Source organism: Vagococcus fluvialis, from assembly GCF_048815235.1.
GTDB lineage: Bacteria > Bacillota > Bacilli > Lactobacillales > Vagococcaceae > Vagococcus.
The window spans coordinates 143,413-161,191 of the sequence record NZ_JBMEAO010000004.1 but is presented as its reverse complement, the minus strand read 5'-3'; the positions used below and the strand labels follow the sequence as shown (position 1 = coordinate 161,191).

The window sequence follows — 17,779 nt, the reverse complement described above, 5'->3', positions numbered from 1 at the left end:
ATGACTTAACGTACAGGGGGCCACCTGTACGTTTTTATTTTAACTAAAAAAAGCAATCAAATAAATGAATTTTACTCATAAATTTGATTGCTTTTTTGTTTTATTCAGAGACTTATGTCACAGCCTCTTTTTTATTGGTTTTTGATTACAATTTTAACTAACAGGAGTAGTTCTTTTTTAGCTTTATCATCAAATGATGCTCCCTGTCCATACAAATGTGATTCATATAGTTCTGTTAAATCGCTAAAATAAGGCTTGTAATCAGAGTATTGCATCTCAACTAAACTAGCATATTGAATCAAAGGCATGTTTTCTTCTCGATACACTTTTTGCTCAATTTTAGCTAGTACTTTTACATAAATATTGTCCCATTCTTTTTCTTGGTATTTTAAAACAAAGAGAGCATTTAAGTATAATCTGTAACGCCAAGCTACAAATAAAGATACAGAGGCAATAAACAATAAAGTATAACCTATAAATTTACCTATTGTAGCCAATTCTTTGGAATCAACTTTTTGTTTTTTTACTTCTTCTTTCTCTTCTGTAACCGTTTCTTTTGTCTCTGAACTCTCAGACACTTGATTAGAGTCTTTTGTCTCTTTTACAACCTCATTAAGTTTGTCATTGTCATTAACTGACTCTTTCTTGTCAGTAGTTGGATAAATAAACGTCGGGGTTGGTTCAAATGGTATCCAACCGAATCCATCGAAATAAACTTCTACCCAAGAATGAGCATCTTGATTTCTAATAGAATAAACATCTAAATCACCTTCTCGTGCAGTGACGATTCCTGTATTAAATCCTTTAACCCATCTTGCCTGTATCCCCACACTTCTTAACATCACAACCATAGACGTTGAAAAGTTATCACAATAACCTACTTGTGATTCAAAAAGAAAATGTTCCACATAATCTTGTTTATCATGTGGATAAACTGTTTCGCTTTTTGAATATCTTAAATCAGGTGATGTTTTTAAATATAGTTCAATACTTTCTACTTTATCCATTAAATTATGTTTATCTTTGGTCAATTCATTAGCTAAGTCTGTTACTTTTGGAGAATAATTTCCTGGTAATTGTAAATAATCAACTTCGCTAGTCAACTGATTCCCTGGCGTGTCTTTAGGTATCTGATTTCGTTCTAGTGACGGGGTCAACTCAATTTCAAGTTGACTTTTCAAACGACTTCCTTCTAAATCAATTCGATTAGTAGTCATATCCTTAATAAAATTTTTCTTATTATTAATTGCACGTATCTCAGACTTTCCATACATCGTTGGCACATAATTTTCAGAAGTTAAAAATAATAATTTAATTTTCTCAGAGTCACTACTAAACATTTCTCCATTTTCAACCATTACCAATTCTTCTGATTGACTGACGTCTTGTCTAGTACCTGTTGTAGTTTCCCATCCTTTTCCCGTGTAGTAATCTTTGCTATCAATTCGCCAATAATGAGGGGAATCTTGATAGGCTTTAAATTGCACTCGGTGATCATCTTGAACTGCCCCACCAAGTTCAGAATCATCCTCACCAAATCCTGTTTGAGAAACAGAACCATACTTTCTTTCATTAATTGCTAGATAAAAACCCTTATTGGATAGTTGATTTCTAACGGTAGTCGTTTTATCGAGAAAAAAAGTTTCAAGTTTTTCAGTTGGTGTCATATAAGTGATACATAAAATCAAACTCACTAATCCTAATGGTAATACAACTGATTGCCAATTGATTACTTGAGATGATATCAGTGCCTTTAGAAATAAACTAATCATCATGATTAAAAGAACTTGAACAGTAATAGTAATATCATTAAAGATATTAAGTAATAACAAATAACTAATTAAAGAGCAGCCAATCAACAAGACTTTTTTACTAACAAATTGAAGTTCCACTAGTATTAATAACGATAGTAATAAAAAAAGATGAGGTAATAGCTGTGGATATTCAGTGACCGTTCCAGATGTTACTTCTTTTAGTTCAAAGATTAATCTCTTACTAATGAGCCACATAGTACCATTTTGAAAATAATAAAAGCTGGAACTGACAATCAATAAGTAGATTGGTATTTTCAAAAAATAATTTTTAATAAAAATAGCAATTAGAATAAGGATTAACATTGTTAATAAAAAGCCAGACTGGTTTGGTACATTAAATACGGTTAAGATAGCAGGAAGAGCTAATGAAAACATAAATATAGACAGAAAAATAAACAAAATAGCATCTAATTTAATCTGTTTCATTTTTAATTACCTCCTTCTAAAGTCACATATTCAACAACATAAACTATTTAATGAGGTGATAATTTGTCTAGCTCTCTATCTAAAATTTTTGATTTTCTTGGCGTAAAGACAATCATTTTTTTACGAAGATTACTTGGTAATTCTCCCGGATCTTCACTGGCTTCAATAACAGAAAAATCTTTCGTTTTATTATCATTCTGACTATCAATTCCTTTTCCTACCAAATAAAATGAAATATCAGGATTTTTGATTGTTTGATACAAATAAAAGAATTCAGCTAATAAACTTTCAAAATGTTTCGATTCACGGCCATAAAAAACAAACATCCAAGACATTTCTGAATCTACTTGATATTCTCTAATCATAAGTTGTTGTCTTTTACTAGATTGTTTCCAATCAATTTTTTTAGGTGAATCTCCCGGTTGATAACCTTTGATTTTTTCTAAATCAAAATTATTTTGCCCAAAAGGGATACTTGGATAATAGTTATTTATTTGATTCAATACAAAGTCAGTATGATTAATAGATGATGGTAATACCAAAACCTCTTGATCAAATATTGTCCTTTTACTTTTTTTGAAAAAATAAAAGAAATCATAACTCGCTATTTCAATTTCTAATTTTGTTATTTGAGTTCTTTTTTTAGGAATCCATTCAACCTCTAAGGATAACTCCTTTTTAAAAAATAAAAATAATTGTCGCTTAATTCCCAGCTGTTCACACTTTATTAATAGTATAGGATAAAACAATCTTTTTTTATTCTTGCTAAAAATATCTATAGTTATTTTATTTGATTCACTCACACGTGTAGAAACAAGATTAATAGGTTTGACAGAAAGATGTTTTAAAGATTGATACATTGAAAAGAGATTGATTATTAAAAAAAGCGTCAAAAATAAAAACAACAACCAGCCTACTAAACTACTAAAAACAAGCCAATAAACACCTGTGCCAATATAAAAAAAATTAAAACATAACACGGTTGCTAACTTCTTTAACTTAGTCACCCTAATCCCTCCTCACAGGAATAGGAACTCGGTTAATAATTTGCTGGATTATCTCACTCACTTGTTCTTGATTTGACATGTCTTTGTTTTTTAATTGAATTCGGTGGCTAAAGCAAGCTAACATAATATGTTGAAAGTCCTCAGGGGTAACATAATCTCTTCCTTTCAATAATGCATAAGCCTTCGCCCCTTGAACGAAATCAAGACTTCCTCTAGGACTCACCCCTAACAGAATACCATCATGAGTTCTAGTTCCATTAACAAGTTGCAGAGCATACTCAGCTACTTTTTCAGATAAATAAACTTGTTTAACTTCTTCTTTTAGAAAAGCCAACTCTTCTAAGGTTAGTATTGGGGTAATCTTTATTTCTTCTCTTTTTTCTCCTAATAATAAGTTTAATTCATCTTTAAAATCTGGATAGCCAATATTTAACTTAAACAAAAAACGATCCAATTGAGCTTCTGGTAAGGGATAAGTTCCCTCATATTCAAACGGGTTTTGTGTCGCTAATACTGTAAAATGTGGTGATAATGAATAAGTATGATTATCAATAGTGACACTTTTTTCAGCCATTGCTTCTAAAAGAGCGGCTTGTGTCTTTGGTGTCGTTCGATTGATTTCATCAGTTAATAATAACGTTGTAAAGACTGGTCCTTCATGGAAAATAAATTCTTGGGTTTTTAAATCATAAACAGAGACACCTAAAATATCACTAGGTAATAAGTCTGGTGTAAACTGAATTCGATTATAATCCATCTGTATACCTGAACTGATTGTTTTAACTAATAATGTTTTTCCTACACCAGGTACATCTTCAAATAAAACATGGCCTTGAGCCAAGATTGCTGTTAACGTTAATTCAATTACTTCTTGTTTACCTAAAATGACTTTTGAAATCTCATCAATGAGTAAAGGTAATTTTTTCACTAAATCCATAGACCTATCGCTCCCATCTAATACAATTTAAATTGTTCTATCCATTATAGCAAAATATTGTCTTATTTTTATAAATAAAAAGAGTTTTATAGGTAAATTTTGTTAACTAAATAAAATTACTCTATAAAAAAAGCTATTAACCCAAAATTATTATTCTGAGTTAATAGCATATTCTTACGTTAATTAGTCGTCCATCTCTACTTGCAAAACATCACCAGTTTTAGCATCTAATTTCACTTTATATTCTTTATTACCGTCTTTAATCTGTACTTCCCAATAAGTCGTTGATAATTCTCTATCTAATTCCCACTCGACAGCTTTTCCACTTTTAGCTTCTTTTTCAGCTATTTCAGTGGCTTTATCTAAGCTGATTACATTTGTTAAATCTAGTTTGTCGGCTTCTCTTTTTACACCTGCTTGTTCATCTTTATCTAGCTTTTCTGTTTTATCTTTGATGGTGTCTTTGCTCTCTGCATTAATTTTTAGTTCATATTCATTATTATCATCTACACCTTCGACTTTATAAACAAAGCCACTTCTTTCATTCTCTAACTTAATTGAAGTAATATCACTATCAGCAAACTGTTTTTGATACAAAGTAACTACATCTTCCACACTAGCAATCTTTGTTTCACTTGTTTTTTCAGAAGATACTTTTTCTGCATTTGAACTACTTTCTTTTGTAACAACCTCACTAGAAGTATTGGTTTCAGTTACTGGTTTCTCAATTGCTTGTTGCTTACATCCTGTCATTGTTACAGCTAATAATGCTCCTAAAGTAATTAATATTTTTTTCTTCATGTTCTTTCTCCCCTTCTCTTTATCTATATTTATTATATGACGTCTTTGAAATCTATAAATCAATTTAATGTAAACATCTCATGAAGATTTCTTCATCTTGGTAATAGAACAATAAATTTACTTCCTTGAGGATGATTATCTTCTACTTTTATACTTCCACCATAATATTCTACATTTTTTTTCACAATAGATAATCCAACACCAGATCCTTCTGCTTTACTAGTTCTTGATGTATCTGCTCTATAAAATCTTTCAAAAACATTGGGTTTATCTGTATCAGAAATTCCTATTCCCTCATCAGCAATTTCTAAGTAAATATTATTGTCTCTAGTTTCCAATATCACAGTTGTCTTAGTCTCTGCTTTTGAATATTTAATCGCATTTTCAATTAGATTTTGAACTACTTGTTGTAACTCACTTCGTATACCTACTAGGGTCACATCATTTTTAATCTTTGTATCAAATTCACGTAAATGAATAGAATGACTCTTTTCTACTTCCTCTCTAACTAATTGAGATAAGGAGATTTCTTCTAACTTTAATTCATCTCTTCCTTTATTTAATTCCAGTAATTGTCGACTAAGTTTTTCTAGTCGTTGTGATTCAGAATCAATAAAAGATAAAGATTTTGGTATGATTTCTGGGTGACTTTCACCTCTTCTTTGAATCAGTTGAACGTGTCCTCTAATAGCTGCGATTGGCGTTTTTAAGTCATGTGAAGCATCAGTAATAAATTGTTTTTCTCGTTCAATACTAGCTTCTTTATTGTGTAATAACTCATTAAAAGCCATTGCGACTTCTTTCATTTCAATCGGTTGTTCTGGAATTGACAATTGATTTCTATTACCGTCATCTAGTGTTCTAATTTCTTCAGACATTTGATTTAATTCGCTACTCCAGTTCTTGACACTGCGATAAATTAATAAACTACCTATCAGAACTGCTAATAAATTAAGAACTAGACTAATCATAAACATTCCATAAACAAGTTCTACAGCCGTCTCGCTATTAATCGCTAACTGAACAGTGAAAGTATCATATTTTTGTTGAGTCACATAATAAATCCCTTCATCACTAAAAATTAATTTAGGTACAAAAGGCAACGATTTACCTATGTATAACTCCTCAAAAAGTTCTTTGGATTTACTAGAGTAGTAACGTTCGTTGTTACTTGTTGTTACTACTAGGCTATCTTCGTCTTTAGGAGAAACTATTGTATTAATTTGTTGCTCCCAGTCTATTCCTTTTTTATTTTGAACATTAATAGACTCATATACAGTCATCGCTTTATTTTCAAGAAACTCGTAAACAAAACTCGACGCTGCAATTAAATAAATGATATTCATTGCTAGTAACAAGCTTAAGAAAAGATAGATAAATCTTTTGGTTAATTGATATTGTGTGGTTTCTGTCCTCTTTTTATTTCCGAAGAACATAACCAACACCTCTAATCGTTTGTATCATTTTATCTTTATTAACAGGAGCTAGTTTGTTTCTTAGAGTTCGAATATAAACATCTACTACATTTGTTTGGCCAAAATAATCATATCCCCAAACGTCATTTAGCAACTCTTCCCTTGTTTTAACAATATCAGGTTCTTTCATTAGCAAATACAAAACACCAAACTCTTTAGGTGTTAATTCAATAATCTCAGAACCAACACTTAATTGATGTTTACTAATATCCATTGCTAAGCCTTCAAAATTTAATTTTTCTATTGTTTTTTCCTGTTGCTCCATTCTTCTTTGAATCACTCGTATCCTAGCAAAAAGCTCTTCAATTTCAAATGGTTTAGTTAAGTAATCATCTAAACCAGTATCTAAACCAATCACAATATCTCTTGTTTCATTTCTTGCAGTCATCATAATAATCGGAATATCACTTTTTTTCCTAATTCGTCTTGCCACTGTAATCCCGTCATAAACAGGTAACATCCAATCTAGTAATATCAAACTTAGGTCTTGTTGATACTTTTCATAAAAAGTTAAAGCTTCTTCACCATCTTGTGCCCAAATAACACTATAACCTTCTAACTCTAATTCTGTTTGAATAAAACTAGCTAAACTTTCTTCATCTTCCACTAAAAGAATTTTTAATGTCGTCATAAGTTACCTCCTTGATTGTTTCTTTAATGTTAGTTTACTAAACTTTTTACAAAACTACTATTAAAGTAACCACTATTTTCATGAAGATTTCTTCATAATAAAAAGACAAACCAATTACTTTTAATAATTGGTTTGTCTTCAAAATATGTAATATTAGAATAATTAGTCTCTAACACCATATGCCACATAATTAGTATTTAACAACTGCGCCACATGAACGTTTTCTGATAAACTACTACCACCAACAGAACCACATCCTAATGTTAATGATGGGTTTAGGTTTGTTGTGCCTCCAATTGCTCCTAGAGCTGCTAGTGTATTAACTAAAATACGAGAAGCTGGAATTCGAACACCAAACTCTCTAACAATAGTGTCATCTTCTGAGTGAATCATTGCTGTATGTCCTGCTCCTTCATTTCTTAATAAAGCTTCACATGTTTGAATACCTGTTTCAGTATCTTTCACTGTAAATAAAGCTAAAATGGGAGAAAGTTTTTCACGAGAATAAGGATTAGCTTTACTAATTTCTGATTGCTCTGAAATCAATATTTTTGTTGTTTTAGGGACTTCTATACCACTTAATTCAGCAATCTCAACAGCTGGTTTCCCAACGATTTCCGGATTCATGGCCCCATTTTCACGCATAATAAACGCACCAACTTTAGCTGATTCTTCCTCATTCATTATATAAACATCTTGTTCTACTAATTCTTTTAATACTTCTTCTTTAATAGCTTCTTCAACTACTAATGATTGTTCCGAAGCACAAATCGTTCCATTATCAAATGTTTTACTTGCAATAACACGCGAAATAGCTTGCTTAATATCTGCTGATTTTTCAATCAAGACAGGTGTATTACCAGGACCTACTCCAATCGCTGGATTACCTGATGAGTAAGCCGCACGAACCATTGCTTCTCCACCAGTTGCTAAAATTAATGCCGTTTGACGATGAGCCATTAATTCTTGAGTTCCTTCCAATGAAGGCTCTGCTATAACTTGTACTAAATCTGCTGGGGCATCTAAATCTACTAAGACTGACTTGATAATATTCACCGTCTCAGTAATTGCTTTTAAAGCTTTAGGATGAGGAGATAAAATAATCGCATTACGTGTTTTAAGAGCTAACAATGATTTGTAGATAGTTGTAGAAGTTGGGTTAGTTGAAGGAATAAGTGCTGCAACAACTCCCATAGGCACTGCTACTTTTAGCATTTTCTTTTCTTCTAATTCTTCAATGATTCCTACTGTTTCAATATCTTTAATACTATTATATAAAACTTCACTCGCAAATAAATTTTTAGTCGTTTTATCTGTCGCATTACCAAATCCTGTCTCTTCTTGTGCTAATTTAGCCAATTCGACTGAGTGATCTCGTAAACTGAAAGCTACTTCTTTTACAATGTTATCTACTGCTGCTTGGTCAAAGGTTTCATAATCCTTTTGTGCGGCTAAAGCTTTGTCCATTAATGTCGTAATCATATTTGGTTTTTCAATTGTTGTTGTCATAATTTTTTCCTCCTCGTTATCTATGTCTACACTATACAACGAGTTAAGCGGTTTCTTTTAGGACTAAAATGATGTCTTTTTGTATTATTATATCTATCTTTGTTAAAAATATAACATGATAATTTTTAATTTAACTTATTCGTTACTCATCTGTTTCACACAGTTATTTTGTGCTATACTCGACGTATAAATTTTGGTTAAGGAGCGGTTAATATGTGTTACGTTCAAATTGCAACGCCTTTTGAAAAAGATCGATTGTTTATTAAAAAGATTATTAGACAAGATTTTTTTAATATCACATTACTAGAAGATGCTTATTCAACGGAAGATGTTCTTCAAACAGCTAATAAAGAAATCATTAACATCCTAATCCTATCTCTAGCTAAAGAAATGAAAGAACCTTTTAGATATAAAACTGAAGTTCTTCAGAAACAACCAAATACAAAAGTCATACTAATTGACACTGAAAAAAACTTTGATAATCTCCAAAAATCTATTCGTTGTGGCGCCATTGATTATTTAGTTGCTCCACTTGATGAAAAGGAATTACAACAAAGTATTCATCGAAGTATTTTATCTTTAAACCAAATTTCATTACTACACTATTCGACGACTCAAATAACCGATAATCGGTCAGAACAAATTAATCAAATTATCCAATATATTCACTTAAATTTTAAAGATGAAATCTCTCTTGATACATTAGCTAACTTTTCTCACATGCATCGGAACTATGTTAGTCGCTTATTTAAAGAAGCAACTGGTATGTCTTTTACTGAATACCTAACCTTTTATCGAATTGAACAAGGTAAAAAATGTTTAGTCTCAACAGATGATTCCATTTCTTTAGTATCTGAAGATGTTGGCTACGCTGACCCTGCTTATTTCAGTCGAATATTTAAAAAAGAAACGGGTTATACTCCTAACCAATACCGACAACAATTTACTTCATCTTATGTCCCAGCAGACACTGATTTTGCTTTAACGTAAAAAAAGAGAACCTTTTGACAGGTTCTCTTTTTGATTATCTTTTTCTTAAATCTCTTTCATAAGTTGTTTCATTAGCTTTACTTACTCGGCGCATTCTACCCTTAATAGGCATTTGCTGAAGAGCTCTAAATACTGTTTCACCTTTACCATTCAGAATTTCTACAAAAGTTGAAATATCCATTAAATCGATCACACCAATATCATCACCTGTGACACCTTCGATATTACAAATCGCACCCACTACGTCTCCTGGTCGCATTTTTGTTTTCTTTCCAGCGTTAATATGAATTTTTAAAATCTCATCTTTAAATTGATGACCTTTTTCTTCTTTTAAGACAACTCGTTGACTGATTTTTTGTCTAAATTCATCTTTACTGATTTGAACTGCTGCTTTTGAAGGACGTTTTAATTCTTCAATTAATCTTTTTTGAGAATCTAAAATTAAGTTAAATTGTTTTCTATCTCCTGGATTAACAATAGATAGCGTTGTTCCCGTATTCTCAAAACGAGCTGTTCGACCAATTCGGTGGATATAACTCTCTGTTTTTTCAGGTATGTCATAATTGACAACTAATTCAATATCAGCCACATCAATTCCTCTTGCCGCAACATCAGTAGCCACTAAATGACTGAAGTAACCACGTTTAAAATCTTGAATTGTTTGGCTTCGGTCTCTTTGCTCCATACCACCATGTAGTTTTTCTACTCGAATGCCTAACTGTTTTAAAGAATCTGTTAAACGGTCTACCATTATTTTGGTATTACAGAAGATAATACTACTATTTGGATTTTTCACCACAAATAAATCTTTCATAACCGCTTGCTTATCATCGTCTTCAACATAAATAAATTCCTGTGTGATTTTAGGTTTAGTTGTAGCTGTTGCTTGAATTTCAACAAAATGAGGTTTCTTTAAAAGTTGTTGTGCTAAATTCATAATCTCTTTAGACATTGTCGCTGAAAAAAGAGCGGTTGTTTTTTTATTCGGTAAAGCTCGTAAAACACTTTCTACTTGCTCCACAAATCCCATAGCTAACATCTCATCTGCTTCATCAATGACAACAGTTCTGATTTTACTTAAATCAATTGTGCCACGCTCAATATGATCCATTAATCTTCCTGGCGTTGCCACAACAATATGAGTTCTTTGTTTTAAGTTTTTTACTTGAGATTGATAAGAACTTTTCCCAAATACCGCCTCTACTTTAATTCGTTTGTATCGACCAATATTAAAAATCTCATCTTTAATTTGTGTAGCCAATTCTCTTGTCGGTGTTAAGATAAGTGCTTGTGGTGCACGTTCTTCCCATTTTAATCTTTGACATAAAGGAATACCAAAAGAAGCTGTTTTACCACTTCCTGTTTGAGATTTTACTAATACATCTTTTTTGTCTAATAAAAGAGGTATTACTTCCTTTTGTACTTGGGTTGGTTCATTGTATTTTAAGACAGATAAAGCCTTAATAATACTTTCATCTAAATGATAACGTTCAAATTTATTTTCAGTCATTTTTTACATCCTTCTACTTTAATAAACAAGTAAAAGATGACCCTTTTTCCTCGTTTAATATTATTTTTAGCTTAAACAGTTTAACACGCTAGAGAAAATAAGACACGCAAAAAGAAATATCTATCATTGAAATCACACAAACAGAAAATAACTATCTGGTTCTTCTTTATTTTTTAAAATATTTTCTAGCATGACTTTAAATCTATTTTCTAATGTTGGTTGCTCTAAAATTTTAAATATCGAGATAGCTTGATAACAAGATTGGAGACCTTCTTCTTTATCACCAAATACAATTGTGTACCAGCCTTCAAAAAATAATTGAAACGTACTACTAGTTAAATCTCTTTCATCTTTTAATAATCTTCTTGAAAGCTGTAAGGCTTCACTTGCCCACTTTTGATGACGGAAATTAACAAAATAAGAAAAACTAGAAAAAATAACTTCAATCTTTAAATGCGACATAACGTGTAGCTGACTTTCTTTTTCAGTCCTTGAAATAGCAACCTTTAACAAATGATTGACCTGTTCTCCATTAAATGTAAATACAAAAATCCTAAATAAAAGAACTTCAAAAACTCCCCAATCTTCAACTTTATACAAATAAGAGACGACAGGCTTTGTTAAATAGTTAATTTCTCCCATTATTTTTTCAACTGTCTTATCATCGCTATCATCAAGATTAGATTGATAGGTAAAAATACAAACGTCACAATAAATAATCACGAAACGTTGCCACCCTATTTTAGGATTTAATTTTTCTTTAAAACCCTTCATTTCAATAATACCTTGTTCAAAACCAATTTGATTAATATTTGTAATAACTTGCATAATCTCTGCTAAACAAAAATAAAATTCACTTGTTAAATAACCACGTAATACTTTTAAATCACGATTAAGCGTTGGACGACTTTCCAGTTCTCTTAAATAGAAAAATTCCTCAAAAGACACATTGATATTTTGTAGCAATCTTTCTAATCGATGCATGCTAATATTTGAATTACCTTTTTCAAACTTGCTAATAAAAGAAACACTATTCAACTCATCAGCAATCTGTTCCAATGAAAAACCTCTATCTTTTCGTAGTTTTCTAAATAAAGTTCCTTCTTCCAATACCTCACCTTTTTTCCACTATAGTAGAATTTCTATCTTCATTCATTCTACCCCATCTATACTTAGTTTAACAAATAAACTTTGAGGTGATTGATATGAATATCTATTTAAAAAATAAAGGCTATCGTACTTTAACAAATGCTTCTTTACTAAATGCCATTGGAAACAGTCTTTATAATATTGTATTTATTGTTTACGCTAGTACGTTACCCTTTAATACCCTAGCTGTTTCACTCGCATCTATGGCTATCTTTATCCCTAGTTTCTTTCAACCCTTTGTTGGCTATCTAGCAGATAAAACAACTAAAAAACTGCGATGGAATGTTTTATCTCGACTGATTCAAGCAATGCTTTTTATCTTACTAGCAGTATTGATTTTATTAGAACCTAATTTTTCTCTATTTATCATTTTACTTTTAATTAATGTTCTAGGCGATTGCTTCGGCTTTTTCAGCAGTGCGTTACAATTACCTTTTGTTAAACACTTGATTCCAGAAACTGACTTAAGAGAAGCTATGGGTTTTCAAAATGCTCTTCAAACATTAGTTCAATTGATTTTTCAAGGAATCGGTGCCTTTTTCATTGTTAAATTAAATTATAATTTTTCATTATTCGCTATCATTAACGCCCTTACATTTGTACTCGCGGCATTAATTATTATTAGTCGTTATTCTCTTCTTTCTAAAATCAATATTCAAGTCGAAGAAGTAACAAGTCATTTATCTTCGTCATTTAAACATGATTTCAAAGAAACCTTCCATCTATTATGGAAAAACCCTTTCTTAAAAATGATAGTTATCTTTGCAGTCCTTATCAATTTACTTGGTTCTTCAACAGATGGTTTACTAAATATTTCTCTGCTTAGTCGCGAAAATTTATGGGTTAATAATCTCCCTAATACATTGGCTCTTGTTGGGATTAGTACGTCTATTGGTTTATTACTAGGTTCTCTTTTAACAAAAGACTTTTTCAAAAATGTATCTAGTTTAACTCTGATTAGTCTCATTTTACTAAATACTCTTTTACTACCAATAATTGTGTTAGTCATTAAATCCAAATTTATTTTGTTTGGTTTACTTTTCACTTTAGGTTATTTATTAGGTAAAATAAATCCAAGAACCTCTGCTTATATCATAAGTGAAGTGCCACAAGACAAATTAGGTCTAACAAGTGGTATCTTTAGTATCTTAGTCATGGCAGGAACTCCTATTGGCCAACTTATTTTTTTAGGAACTGCCAATATAGCAACTGACACATTAAGTTGGATAATTTTTGCTATTTTCTCTTTAATATTTTTACTTATTTCACTAGTCTTTAGCAAACAAGTTGTTGATCCAATCACTTCTAATTAATTTTCAATCAGCCAAATGACAAAATAGCAGATGAAAACAATGACTACTTCCTGTTTTCATCTGCTATTTATTTTACGCTAATCCTAAAGCTGCAATAATAATTGAAAAGACTATGACACCTACTAAAAGTGTAGTGGTTTTAACTTTTTTACCTAATAACCAATAGATAACAATAAAGAATAGCGCTGGGAAAAAGCCTAACATAATTTGATCAACATACTCTTGTAGTGGCACTGCAATTTCACCAGAACCAACTTTTTTAGTTAACTCAAATACAACGTTTGAAGCAGTCATTCCCCCAATAACCATCAGCCCAAGCATCGAAGCTGCTGAGGTTATTTTCTCAATTAAGCCACTATCTCCTAAATCACTAAAGAATTTAGCACCATATTTAAACCCTTTATCTAAACAGATATAGCGTAAGATAAAATGAGGTACATTGATAATTAGTAAGAATAAAATCGGCCCTAAGATATTTCCTTGAGTAGCTAAAGAAATCGCAATCCCTGAAGCAATAACTTTTAAAGTTCCCCAAAAGAAAGAATCTCCCACACCAGCAACCGGTCCCATTAAACTCGATTTAACAGCGTTGATACTTGCTGGGTTAAAGTTAGGATTTTTACTATTCTCTTCTTCCATTGCACCAGAAATACCAAATAATAAGGTTGAGATATGTGGTGTTACTGACATAAACTCTAAATGTCTTTCTAAAGCTTCTTTTTTATCTTCTTTATTTTTATACAAACGTTTAATTATTGGAGCCATTGTATAGGCATAAGCCATATGCTGCATTCTTTCATAGTTCCAAGATGAATCTAGAGTCAATGATCTAAAATAAACTGACCAAAAATCTTTTCTAGTAATCTTCGAGTTTTCTGAAATTGTTTTTTCTTGATTATTAGAATTCGTTGTCATCAGCATATTCCTCCTTTTGTTTACTTCCTTCAAAATTCATAAATAGCATCACAACAACAATTCCAAATAACGCAATTCCCACTACTGTTACTTTAAGGTAAGCAGCAAGTAAAAAGCCTAATAATAAAAATGGAACTGTTTTTTTAGACATCATCATACGCGCTAACATGGCAAAACCAATAGCTGGAATAATTCCTGCAGCAATATCTAAGCCGTGTGTCACAAATTCTGGTACATAAGATAATACTTTTTCAATAAAAGGAACACCTAAATAAAATCCTAATGCTACAATTAGTGCTAAAATAACTTTATTTCCAATACCTGCAATAATATGAATTCTTTCGACACCCTTAATATCCCCTTCAGCTGCTTTTTTATCTGCTCTATGAGCTGCACCTGTTAAAAGGAATGTCATTTGTAAGTTATCAATTAATAAAACAAGTGTCGCAATAGGCACAGCTAGAACAACAGCTGCTGATACAGATTGACCACTCATAATAACATACGAAGTTGCGATAATTGTTCCTGACACAAAATCAGGTGGATTACTTGCCCCAACAGGAAACGCTCCCATAAATACTAACTCTAAAGTCGCTCCTAAAGTAATCCCAGCGGTTATGTCCCCTAATGCTAAACCAACAAGTGGTGCAACAACAATTGGTCTGTTCCACATCGTTGATCCAAACCAACTATGTAAATAAGCAAATAATGCTATTAAGAACATCCAAAGTACATTCATAAATGTAACTTCCATATTAATCTCCCCTTAATCTCTTATGGCAATAACTTTTCAATATCAACAGCTTTTTCATCTGGTACTAATTGAACCGTTTGTTTAATCCCTTTAGCTGACATTTCGTTGATTAATTTAATATCATTTTCTGATAAATGAACCGCTTTTGAAATTTGTTTACGATCTTCCCCATTTTTCATACCACCAAGATTAATCTCTGTAATTGCTGGCACTAATTGACTTAAGCGGTAAACATCCTCAACTGATTCTGATAAGATAAATAATTTATATTTATCTGTTACACCTGAATTTAATGCTTTAGCTGAATCTTCAATGTTTTTCATAACTAACTTCACACCAGATGGTTTAGCCATCTTCATAGCGCTCATTTTTAAACTATCATTCATCAAATCGTCACTAGCGATCAATATACAGTCTGCATCTAAAAATTTAGTCCAAGTAAATCCTACTTGTCCATGAATTAAACGATGGTCTACTCTTACTTTTTTAATCATTTAGCTCACTCCTTAATTGTTTGACAACGTCCATAAATTCTTTAACGTGTTCTGCTTTTAAATCTCCTGTATCTTTTCTAGTGTCTTTGAAATAACTTCCAACAATAGCAGCATCCCCAACTGCTAATTGTTCTTTAACATTGTCCTTAGTTAATCCAGCAGCCACTACTAATGGAAACTCACCCAATTCTTTTCTAAATAGCTCAATTTTGTCCATTGATGTTTCTTGACCTGTTGCATTCTCTGTTACAGCGATTGCATCACATCTTGTTTGCCCAATAGCTAAATCCTCTTCGACAGTTTTCTCAGAAAGCATTGGTTGATACTTGAATCTAACTCCACCAATTAGTAAAGCATCTGTTTGACTACGGTACATCTCAAAAAACTTCTCTAATGAATATTCATCTCTTGGTTTAACGTGTCCTACGACTGAATCAATTTGCATAAAATCTAATTTGTATTGGTTAGCTAAATAAAAGCCTAGAGCATCTACATTTAATACATTCACCCCAATAGGAATTGATAAATCTAAAGAAGTAATATAGTCTAAAGCTTTTACAAGATGATTGTAATTACCATAATAGTTTTCCATTAAAATAGCGTCTATGTCATTATCGACATAAATTTGAATTTCTTTTTTTGCTCGCTTTAATATGTCAGCTTCAGTATCACCTTTTAAATGGATTACACCGATAATCGGTTTTTTATTTTTAAATAAATTTAAGAAGTTACGTTTCATTTATTTCCACTCACTTTCAAAAGTCATCATTGTCTTCTTCAATTAATTGAACTCGTTTAATACCATCTCTTGCATTTGAAATAACTGTATCTACTAAATCTTCAGTTAATTCTCCTGGTGTTAATAAAAATTCAAGAGCAAGATTTAGGTTTACACCTGACACTAAAAATACATTTTGTTCCTGAGTTAACGGAACAAATGAGTTAACAACGCTTGCTCCAAACAAATCTCCTAGTATTAAGTATTGTTTATCAGATGCCAAATTTTTAGATAATTCCTCAGCAAAATCTGAGGCACTCTCACCAGGTCTTAATTGATAAGTAATAATCTCATCAGCAGACTCTCCTGCAATCATTTGAAGTGATTGTTTAATGCCTTTTGAAAAATCCCCATGAGTAGCTATAATCATTTGTCTCATAACTAATCCTCCCCTAATTATTGTATGAACGAATAGCAACTTTATAAACGTCACTCTTAATAAATTGTTCGTTAAAGTAAATAATCTCATTGTTTTCCCCTAAAACAGTTTGATTTATTTTAACGAGTGGTTCTTCATGCTCTACATTCAATGAGTCACTTAATTCATCATCAGCCAAAGCAATTTCGATAATATTATCAAAATACACAGGCTTTAATCCATAGTTTTTTAATGTATTTAATAAAGACGTATCGGCTAAATCAATCTTTTCTAAAAAATCACAATCGGTTCTGAATGAATCTGTTTCAAAGATTGCTGGTTCCCCATCAAGCAATCTTATTCTTTTTAATCGAATAATTTCCGTTCCTTCAGAAACCCCTAAGTACTCACTAATCCTTTTTCTTGCAGGTTTTCTTTCAATCGAAATTATTTTAGTGGTTGGTACTTTTTTCATTTGTAGACCTGACTCTGTAAAACTGCCCCCAGCAGACATCGTCTCTACATAAACTGGCATTGCCACAAAAGTTCCCTTACCATGTTTTTTTACTAAAATATTTTCTTCCACTAAAAGCTTAATCGCATTTCTAACAGTCACTCTAGAGACACCATAAATATCCATAATTTGTTCTTCAGAAGGAATCTTATCCCCTACTTTATATTCCTCTTCTTGAACTTTTCTTAAAATAATATCATGTAACTGTTGGTATAACGGACTCATTGAATTAGAATCTAACTTACTCATGATATCCTCCTTTCTTTAATACGTGTTAATACGTCTTGTTGATTCATATACTAAAGCGTTTGCATTTTTTTGTCAAGCGCTTTCTCTCCTCTATTTTTATAAAGAACATCTTTATGTTATTTAAACAAAAAAAGTAGACTAGCTTTAACAAAAGC

At 31.4% G+C, this 17,779-nt stretch carries 17 protein-coding genes; 2 read left to right on the top strand and 15 right to left on the bottom strand.

Features of this window, described 5'->3' with window-relative positions; translation table 11 throughout:
* Positions 1–131: 131 nt before the first annotated feature.
* The 7 genes from ACODH8_RS04225 to ACODH8_RS04195 form a co-directional block, all read right to left on the bottom strand.
* Positions 132–2,240, bottom strand: coding sequence for a transglutaminase domain-containing protein (locus ACODH8_RS04225; protein WP_332466970.1), 2,109 nt, complete (start codon positions 2,238–2,240; stop codon positions 132–134).
* 47 nt (positions 2,241–2,287) lie between these two features.
* The gene (locus ACODH8_RS04220) at positions 2,288–3,247 is read right to left on the bottom strand and encodes a DUF58 domain-containing protein (RefSeq protein ID WP_420517558.1); all 960 of its coding nucleotides are present in this window, start codon (positions 3,245–3,247) and stop codon (positions 2,288–2,290) included.
* A gap of 1 nt (position 3,248) precedes the next feature.
* Positions 3,249–4,184, bottom strand: coding sequence for a MoxR family ATPase (locus tag ACODH8_RS04215; RefSeq protein WP_332466968.1), 936 nt, complete (start codon positions 4,182–4,184; stop codon positions 3,249–3,251).
* A 183-nt stretch (positions 4,185–4,367) separates the two neighbouring features.
* A complete protein-coding gene (locus tag ACODH8_RS04210; protein WP_332466967.1) occupies positions 4,368–4,985 on the bottom strand; it encodes a PepSY domain-containing protein in 618 nt (205 codons plus the stop codon).
* A 92-nt stretch (positions 4,986–5,077) separates the two neighbouring features.
* Positions 5,078–6,421, bottom strand: a complete 1,344-nt coding sequence (locus ACODH8_RS04205) for a HAMP domain-containing sensor histidine kinase (RefSeq protein ID WP_332466966.1) — start codon at positions 6,419–6,421, stop codon at positions 5,078–5,080.
* Positions 6,405–7,091 carry a response regulator transcription factor gene (locus tag ACODH8_RS04200; RefSeq protein WP_332466965.1) on the bottom strand — a complete coding sequence of 229 codons (687 nt, stop codon included), beginning with the start codon at positions 7,089–7,091 and terminating at the stop codon, positions 6,405–6,407. Before ACODH8_RS04200 ends, ACODH8_RS04205 begins: the two co-directional genes overlap by 17 nt.
* A 162-nt stretch (positions 7,092–7,253) precedes the next feature.
* Positions 7,254–8,600, bottom strand: coding sequence for an aldehyde dehydrogenase family protein (locus ACODH8_RS04195; protein ID WP_332466964.1), 1,347 nt, complete (start codon positions 8,598–8,600; stop codon positions 7,254–7,256).
* A 213-nt stretch (positions 8,601–8,813) separates the two neighbouring features.
* Between ACODH8_RS04195 and ACODH8_RS04190 the strand changes: the two genes are divergently transcribed.
* Entirely contained in the window at positions 8,814–9,590 is a 777-nt protein-coding gene (locus ACODH8_RS04190; RefSeq protein WP_332466963.1) for a DNA-binding response regulator, read from the top strand.
* 34 nt (positions 9,591–9,624) lie between these two features.
* Here the strand turns inward: ACODH8_RS04190 and ACODH8_RS04185 are convergent, their stop codons facing one another.
* Both ACODH8_RS04185 and ACODH8_RS04180 read right to left on the bottom strand, forming a co-directional pair.
* Positions 9,625–11,100, bottom strand: coding sequence for a DEAD/DEAH box helicase (locus ACODH8_RS04185; protein WP_332466962.1), 1,476 nt, complete (start codon positions 11,098–11,100; stop codon positions 9,625–9,627).
* Positions 11,101–11,232: 132 nt separating this feature from the next.
* Positions 11,233–12,210, bottom strand: coding sequence for a helix-turn-helix domain-containing protein (locus tag ACODH8_RS04180; RefSeq protein WP_332466961.1), 978 nt, complete (start codon positions 12,208–12,210; stop codon positions 11,233–11,235).
* 95 nt (positions 12,211–12,305) lie between these two features.
* Between ACODH8_RS04180 and ACODH8_RS04175 the strand changes: the two genes are divergently transcribed.
* On the top strand, positions 12,306–13,562 hold the full coding sequence (locus ACODH8_RS04175; RefSeq protein WP_332466960.1) for an MFS transporter: 1,257 nt from the start codon (positions 12,306–12,308) through the stop codon (positions 13,560–13,562).
* Positions 13,563–13,634: 72 nt separating this feature from the next.
* On the opposite strand, the gene ACODH8_RS04170 is transcribed toward ACODH8_RS04175, so the two are convergent.
* From ACODH8_RS04170 to ACODH8_RS04145, 6 genes are read right to left on the bottom strand one after another with little or no spacing between them, the layout of a single operon-like run.
* The gene (locus tag ACODH8_RS04170) at positions 13,635–14,477 is read right to left on the bottom strand and encodes a PTS system mannose/fructose/sorbose family transporter subunit IID (RefSeq protein ID WP_332466959.1); all 843 of its coding nucleotides are present in this window, start codon (positions 14,475–14,477) and stop codon (positions 13,635–13,637) included.
* A complete protein-coding gene (locus ACODH8_RS04165; RefSeq protein ID WP_332466958.1) occupies positions 14,461–15,231 on the bottom strand; it encodes a PTS sugar transporter subunit IIC in 771 nt (256 codons plus the stop codon). The genes ACODH8_RS04170 and ACODH8_RS04165 overlap by 17 nt, the downstream gene beginning before the upstream one ends.
* 20 nt (positions 15,232–15,251) lie before the next feature.
* Positions 15,252–15,725: a PTS sugar transporter subunit IIB gene (locus ACODH8_RS04160; RefSeq protein ID WP_332466957.1), complete on the bottom strand. Its 474-nt coding sequence runs from the start codon at positions 15,723–15,725 to the stop codon at positions 15,252–15,254.
* Positions 15,718–16,464: a BtpA/SgcQ family protein gene (locus tag ACODH8_RS04155; protein WP_332466956.1), complete on the bottom strand. Its 747-nt coding sequence runs from the start codon at positions 16,462–16,464 to the stop codon at positions 15,718–15,720. The genes ACODH8_RS04160 and ACODH8_RS04155 overlap by 8 nt, the downstream gene beginning before the upstream one ends.
* 16 nt (positions 16,465–16,480) lie before the next feature.
* Positions 16,481–16,882 (bottom strand): PTS sugar transporter subunit IIA, encoded by a 402-nt coding sequence (locus ACODH8_RS04150; protein ID WP_332466955.1) that lies wholly within the window; start codon positions 16,880–16,882, stop codon positions 16,481–16,483.
* A 13-nt stretch (positions 16,883–16,895) separates the two neighbouring features.
* On the bottom strand, positions 16,896–17,624 hold the full coding sequence (locus tag ACODH8_RS04145) for a GntR family transcriptional regulator (protein ID WP_332466954.1): 729 nt from the start codon (positions 17,622–17,624) through the stop codon (positions 16,896–16,898).
* Positions 17,625–17,779 lie beyond the last annotated feature (155 nt).

What these genes read in the sequence shown, in the direction of transcription:
- ACODH8_RS04225 (WP_332466970.1), bottom strand. Translation starts at nt 2,240, where the DNA reads ATGAAACAGATTAAATTAGATGCTATTTTGTTTATTTTTCTGTCTATA.
- ACODH8_RS04215 (WP_332466968.1), bottom strand. Translation starts at nt 4,184, where the DNA reads ATGGATTTAGTGAAAAAATTACCTTTACTCATTGATGAGATTTCAAAA.
- ACODH8_RS04210 (WP_332466967.1), bottom strand. Translation starts at nt 4,985, where the DNA reads ATGAAGAAAAAAATATTAATTACTTTAGGAGCATTATTAGCTGTAACA.
- ACODH8_RS04205 (WP_332466966.1), bottom strand. Translation starts at nt 6,421, where the DNA reads ATGTTCTTCGGAAATAAAAAGAGGACAGAAACCACACAATATCAATTA.
- ACODH8_RS04200 (WP_332466965.1), bottom strand. Translation starts at nt 7,091, where the DNA reads ATGACGACATTAAAAATTCTTTTAGTGGAAGATGAAGAAAGTTTAGCT.
- ACODH8_RS04195 (WP_332466964.1), bottom strand. Translation starts at nt 8,600, where the DNA reads ATGACAACAACAATTGAAAAACCAAATATGATTACGACATTAATGGAC.
- ACODH8_RS04190 (WP_332466963.1), top strand. Translation starts at nt 8,814, where the DNA reads ATGTGTTACGTTCAAATTGCAACGCCTTTTGAAAAAGATCGATTGTTT.
- ACODH8_RS04185 (WP_332466962.1), bottom strand. Translation starts at nt 11,100, where the DNA reads ATGACTGAAAATAAATTTGAACGTTATCATTTAGATGAAAGTATTATT.
- ACODH8_RS04175 (WP_332466960.1), top strand. Translation starts at nt 12,306, where the DNA reads ATGAATATCTATTTAAAAAATAAAGGCTATCGTACTTTAACAAATGCT.
- ACODH8_RS04170 (WP_332466959.1), bottom strand. Translation starts at nt 14,477, where the DNA reads ATGACAACGAATTCTAATAATCAAGAAAAAACAATTTCAGAAAACTCG.
- ACODH8_RS04165 (WP_332466958.1), bottom strand. Translation starts at nt 15,231, where the DNA reads ATGGAAGTTACATTTATGAATGTACTTTGGATGTTCTTAATAGCATTA.
- ACODH8_RS04160 (WP_332466957.1), bottom strand. Translation starts at nt 15,725, where the DNA reads ATGATTAAAAAAGTAAGAGTAGACCATCGTTTAATTCATGGACAAGTA.
- ACODH8_RS04155 (WP_332466956.1), bottom strand. Translation starts at nt 16,464, where the DNA reads ATGAAACGTAACTTCTTAAATTTATTTAAAAATAAAAAACCGATTATC.
- ACODH8_RS04150 (WP_332466955.1), bottom strand. Translation starts at nt 16,882, where the DNA reads ATGAGACAAATGATTATAGCTACTCATGGGGATTTTTCAAAAGGCATT.
- ACODH8_RS04145 (WP_332466954.1), bottom strand. Translation starts at nt 17,624, where the DNA reads ATGAGTAAGTTAGATTCTAATTCAATGAGTCCGTTATACCAACAGTTA.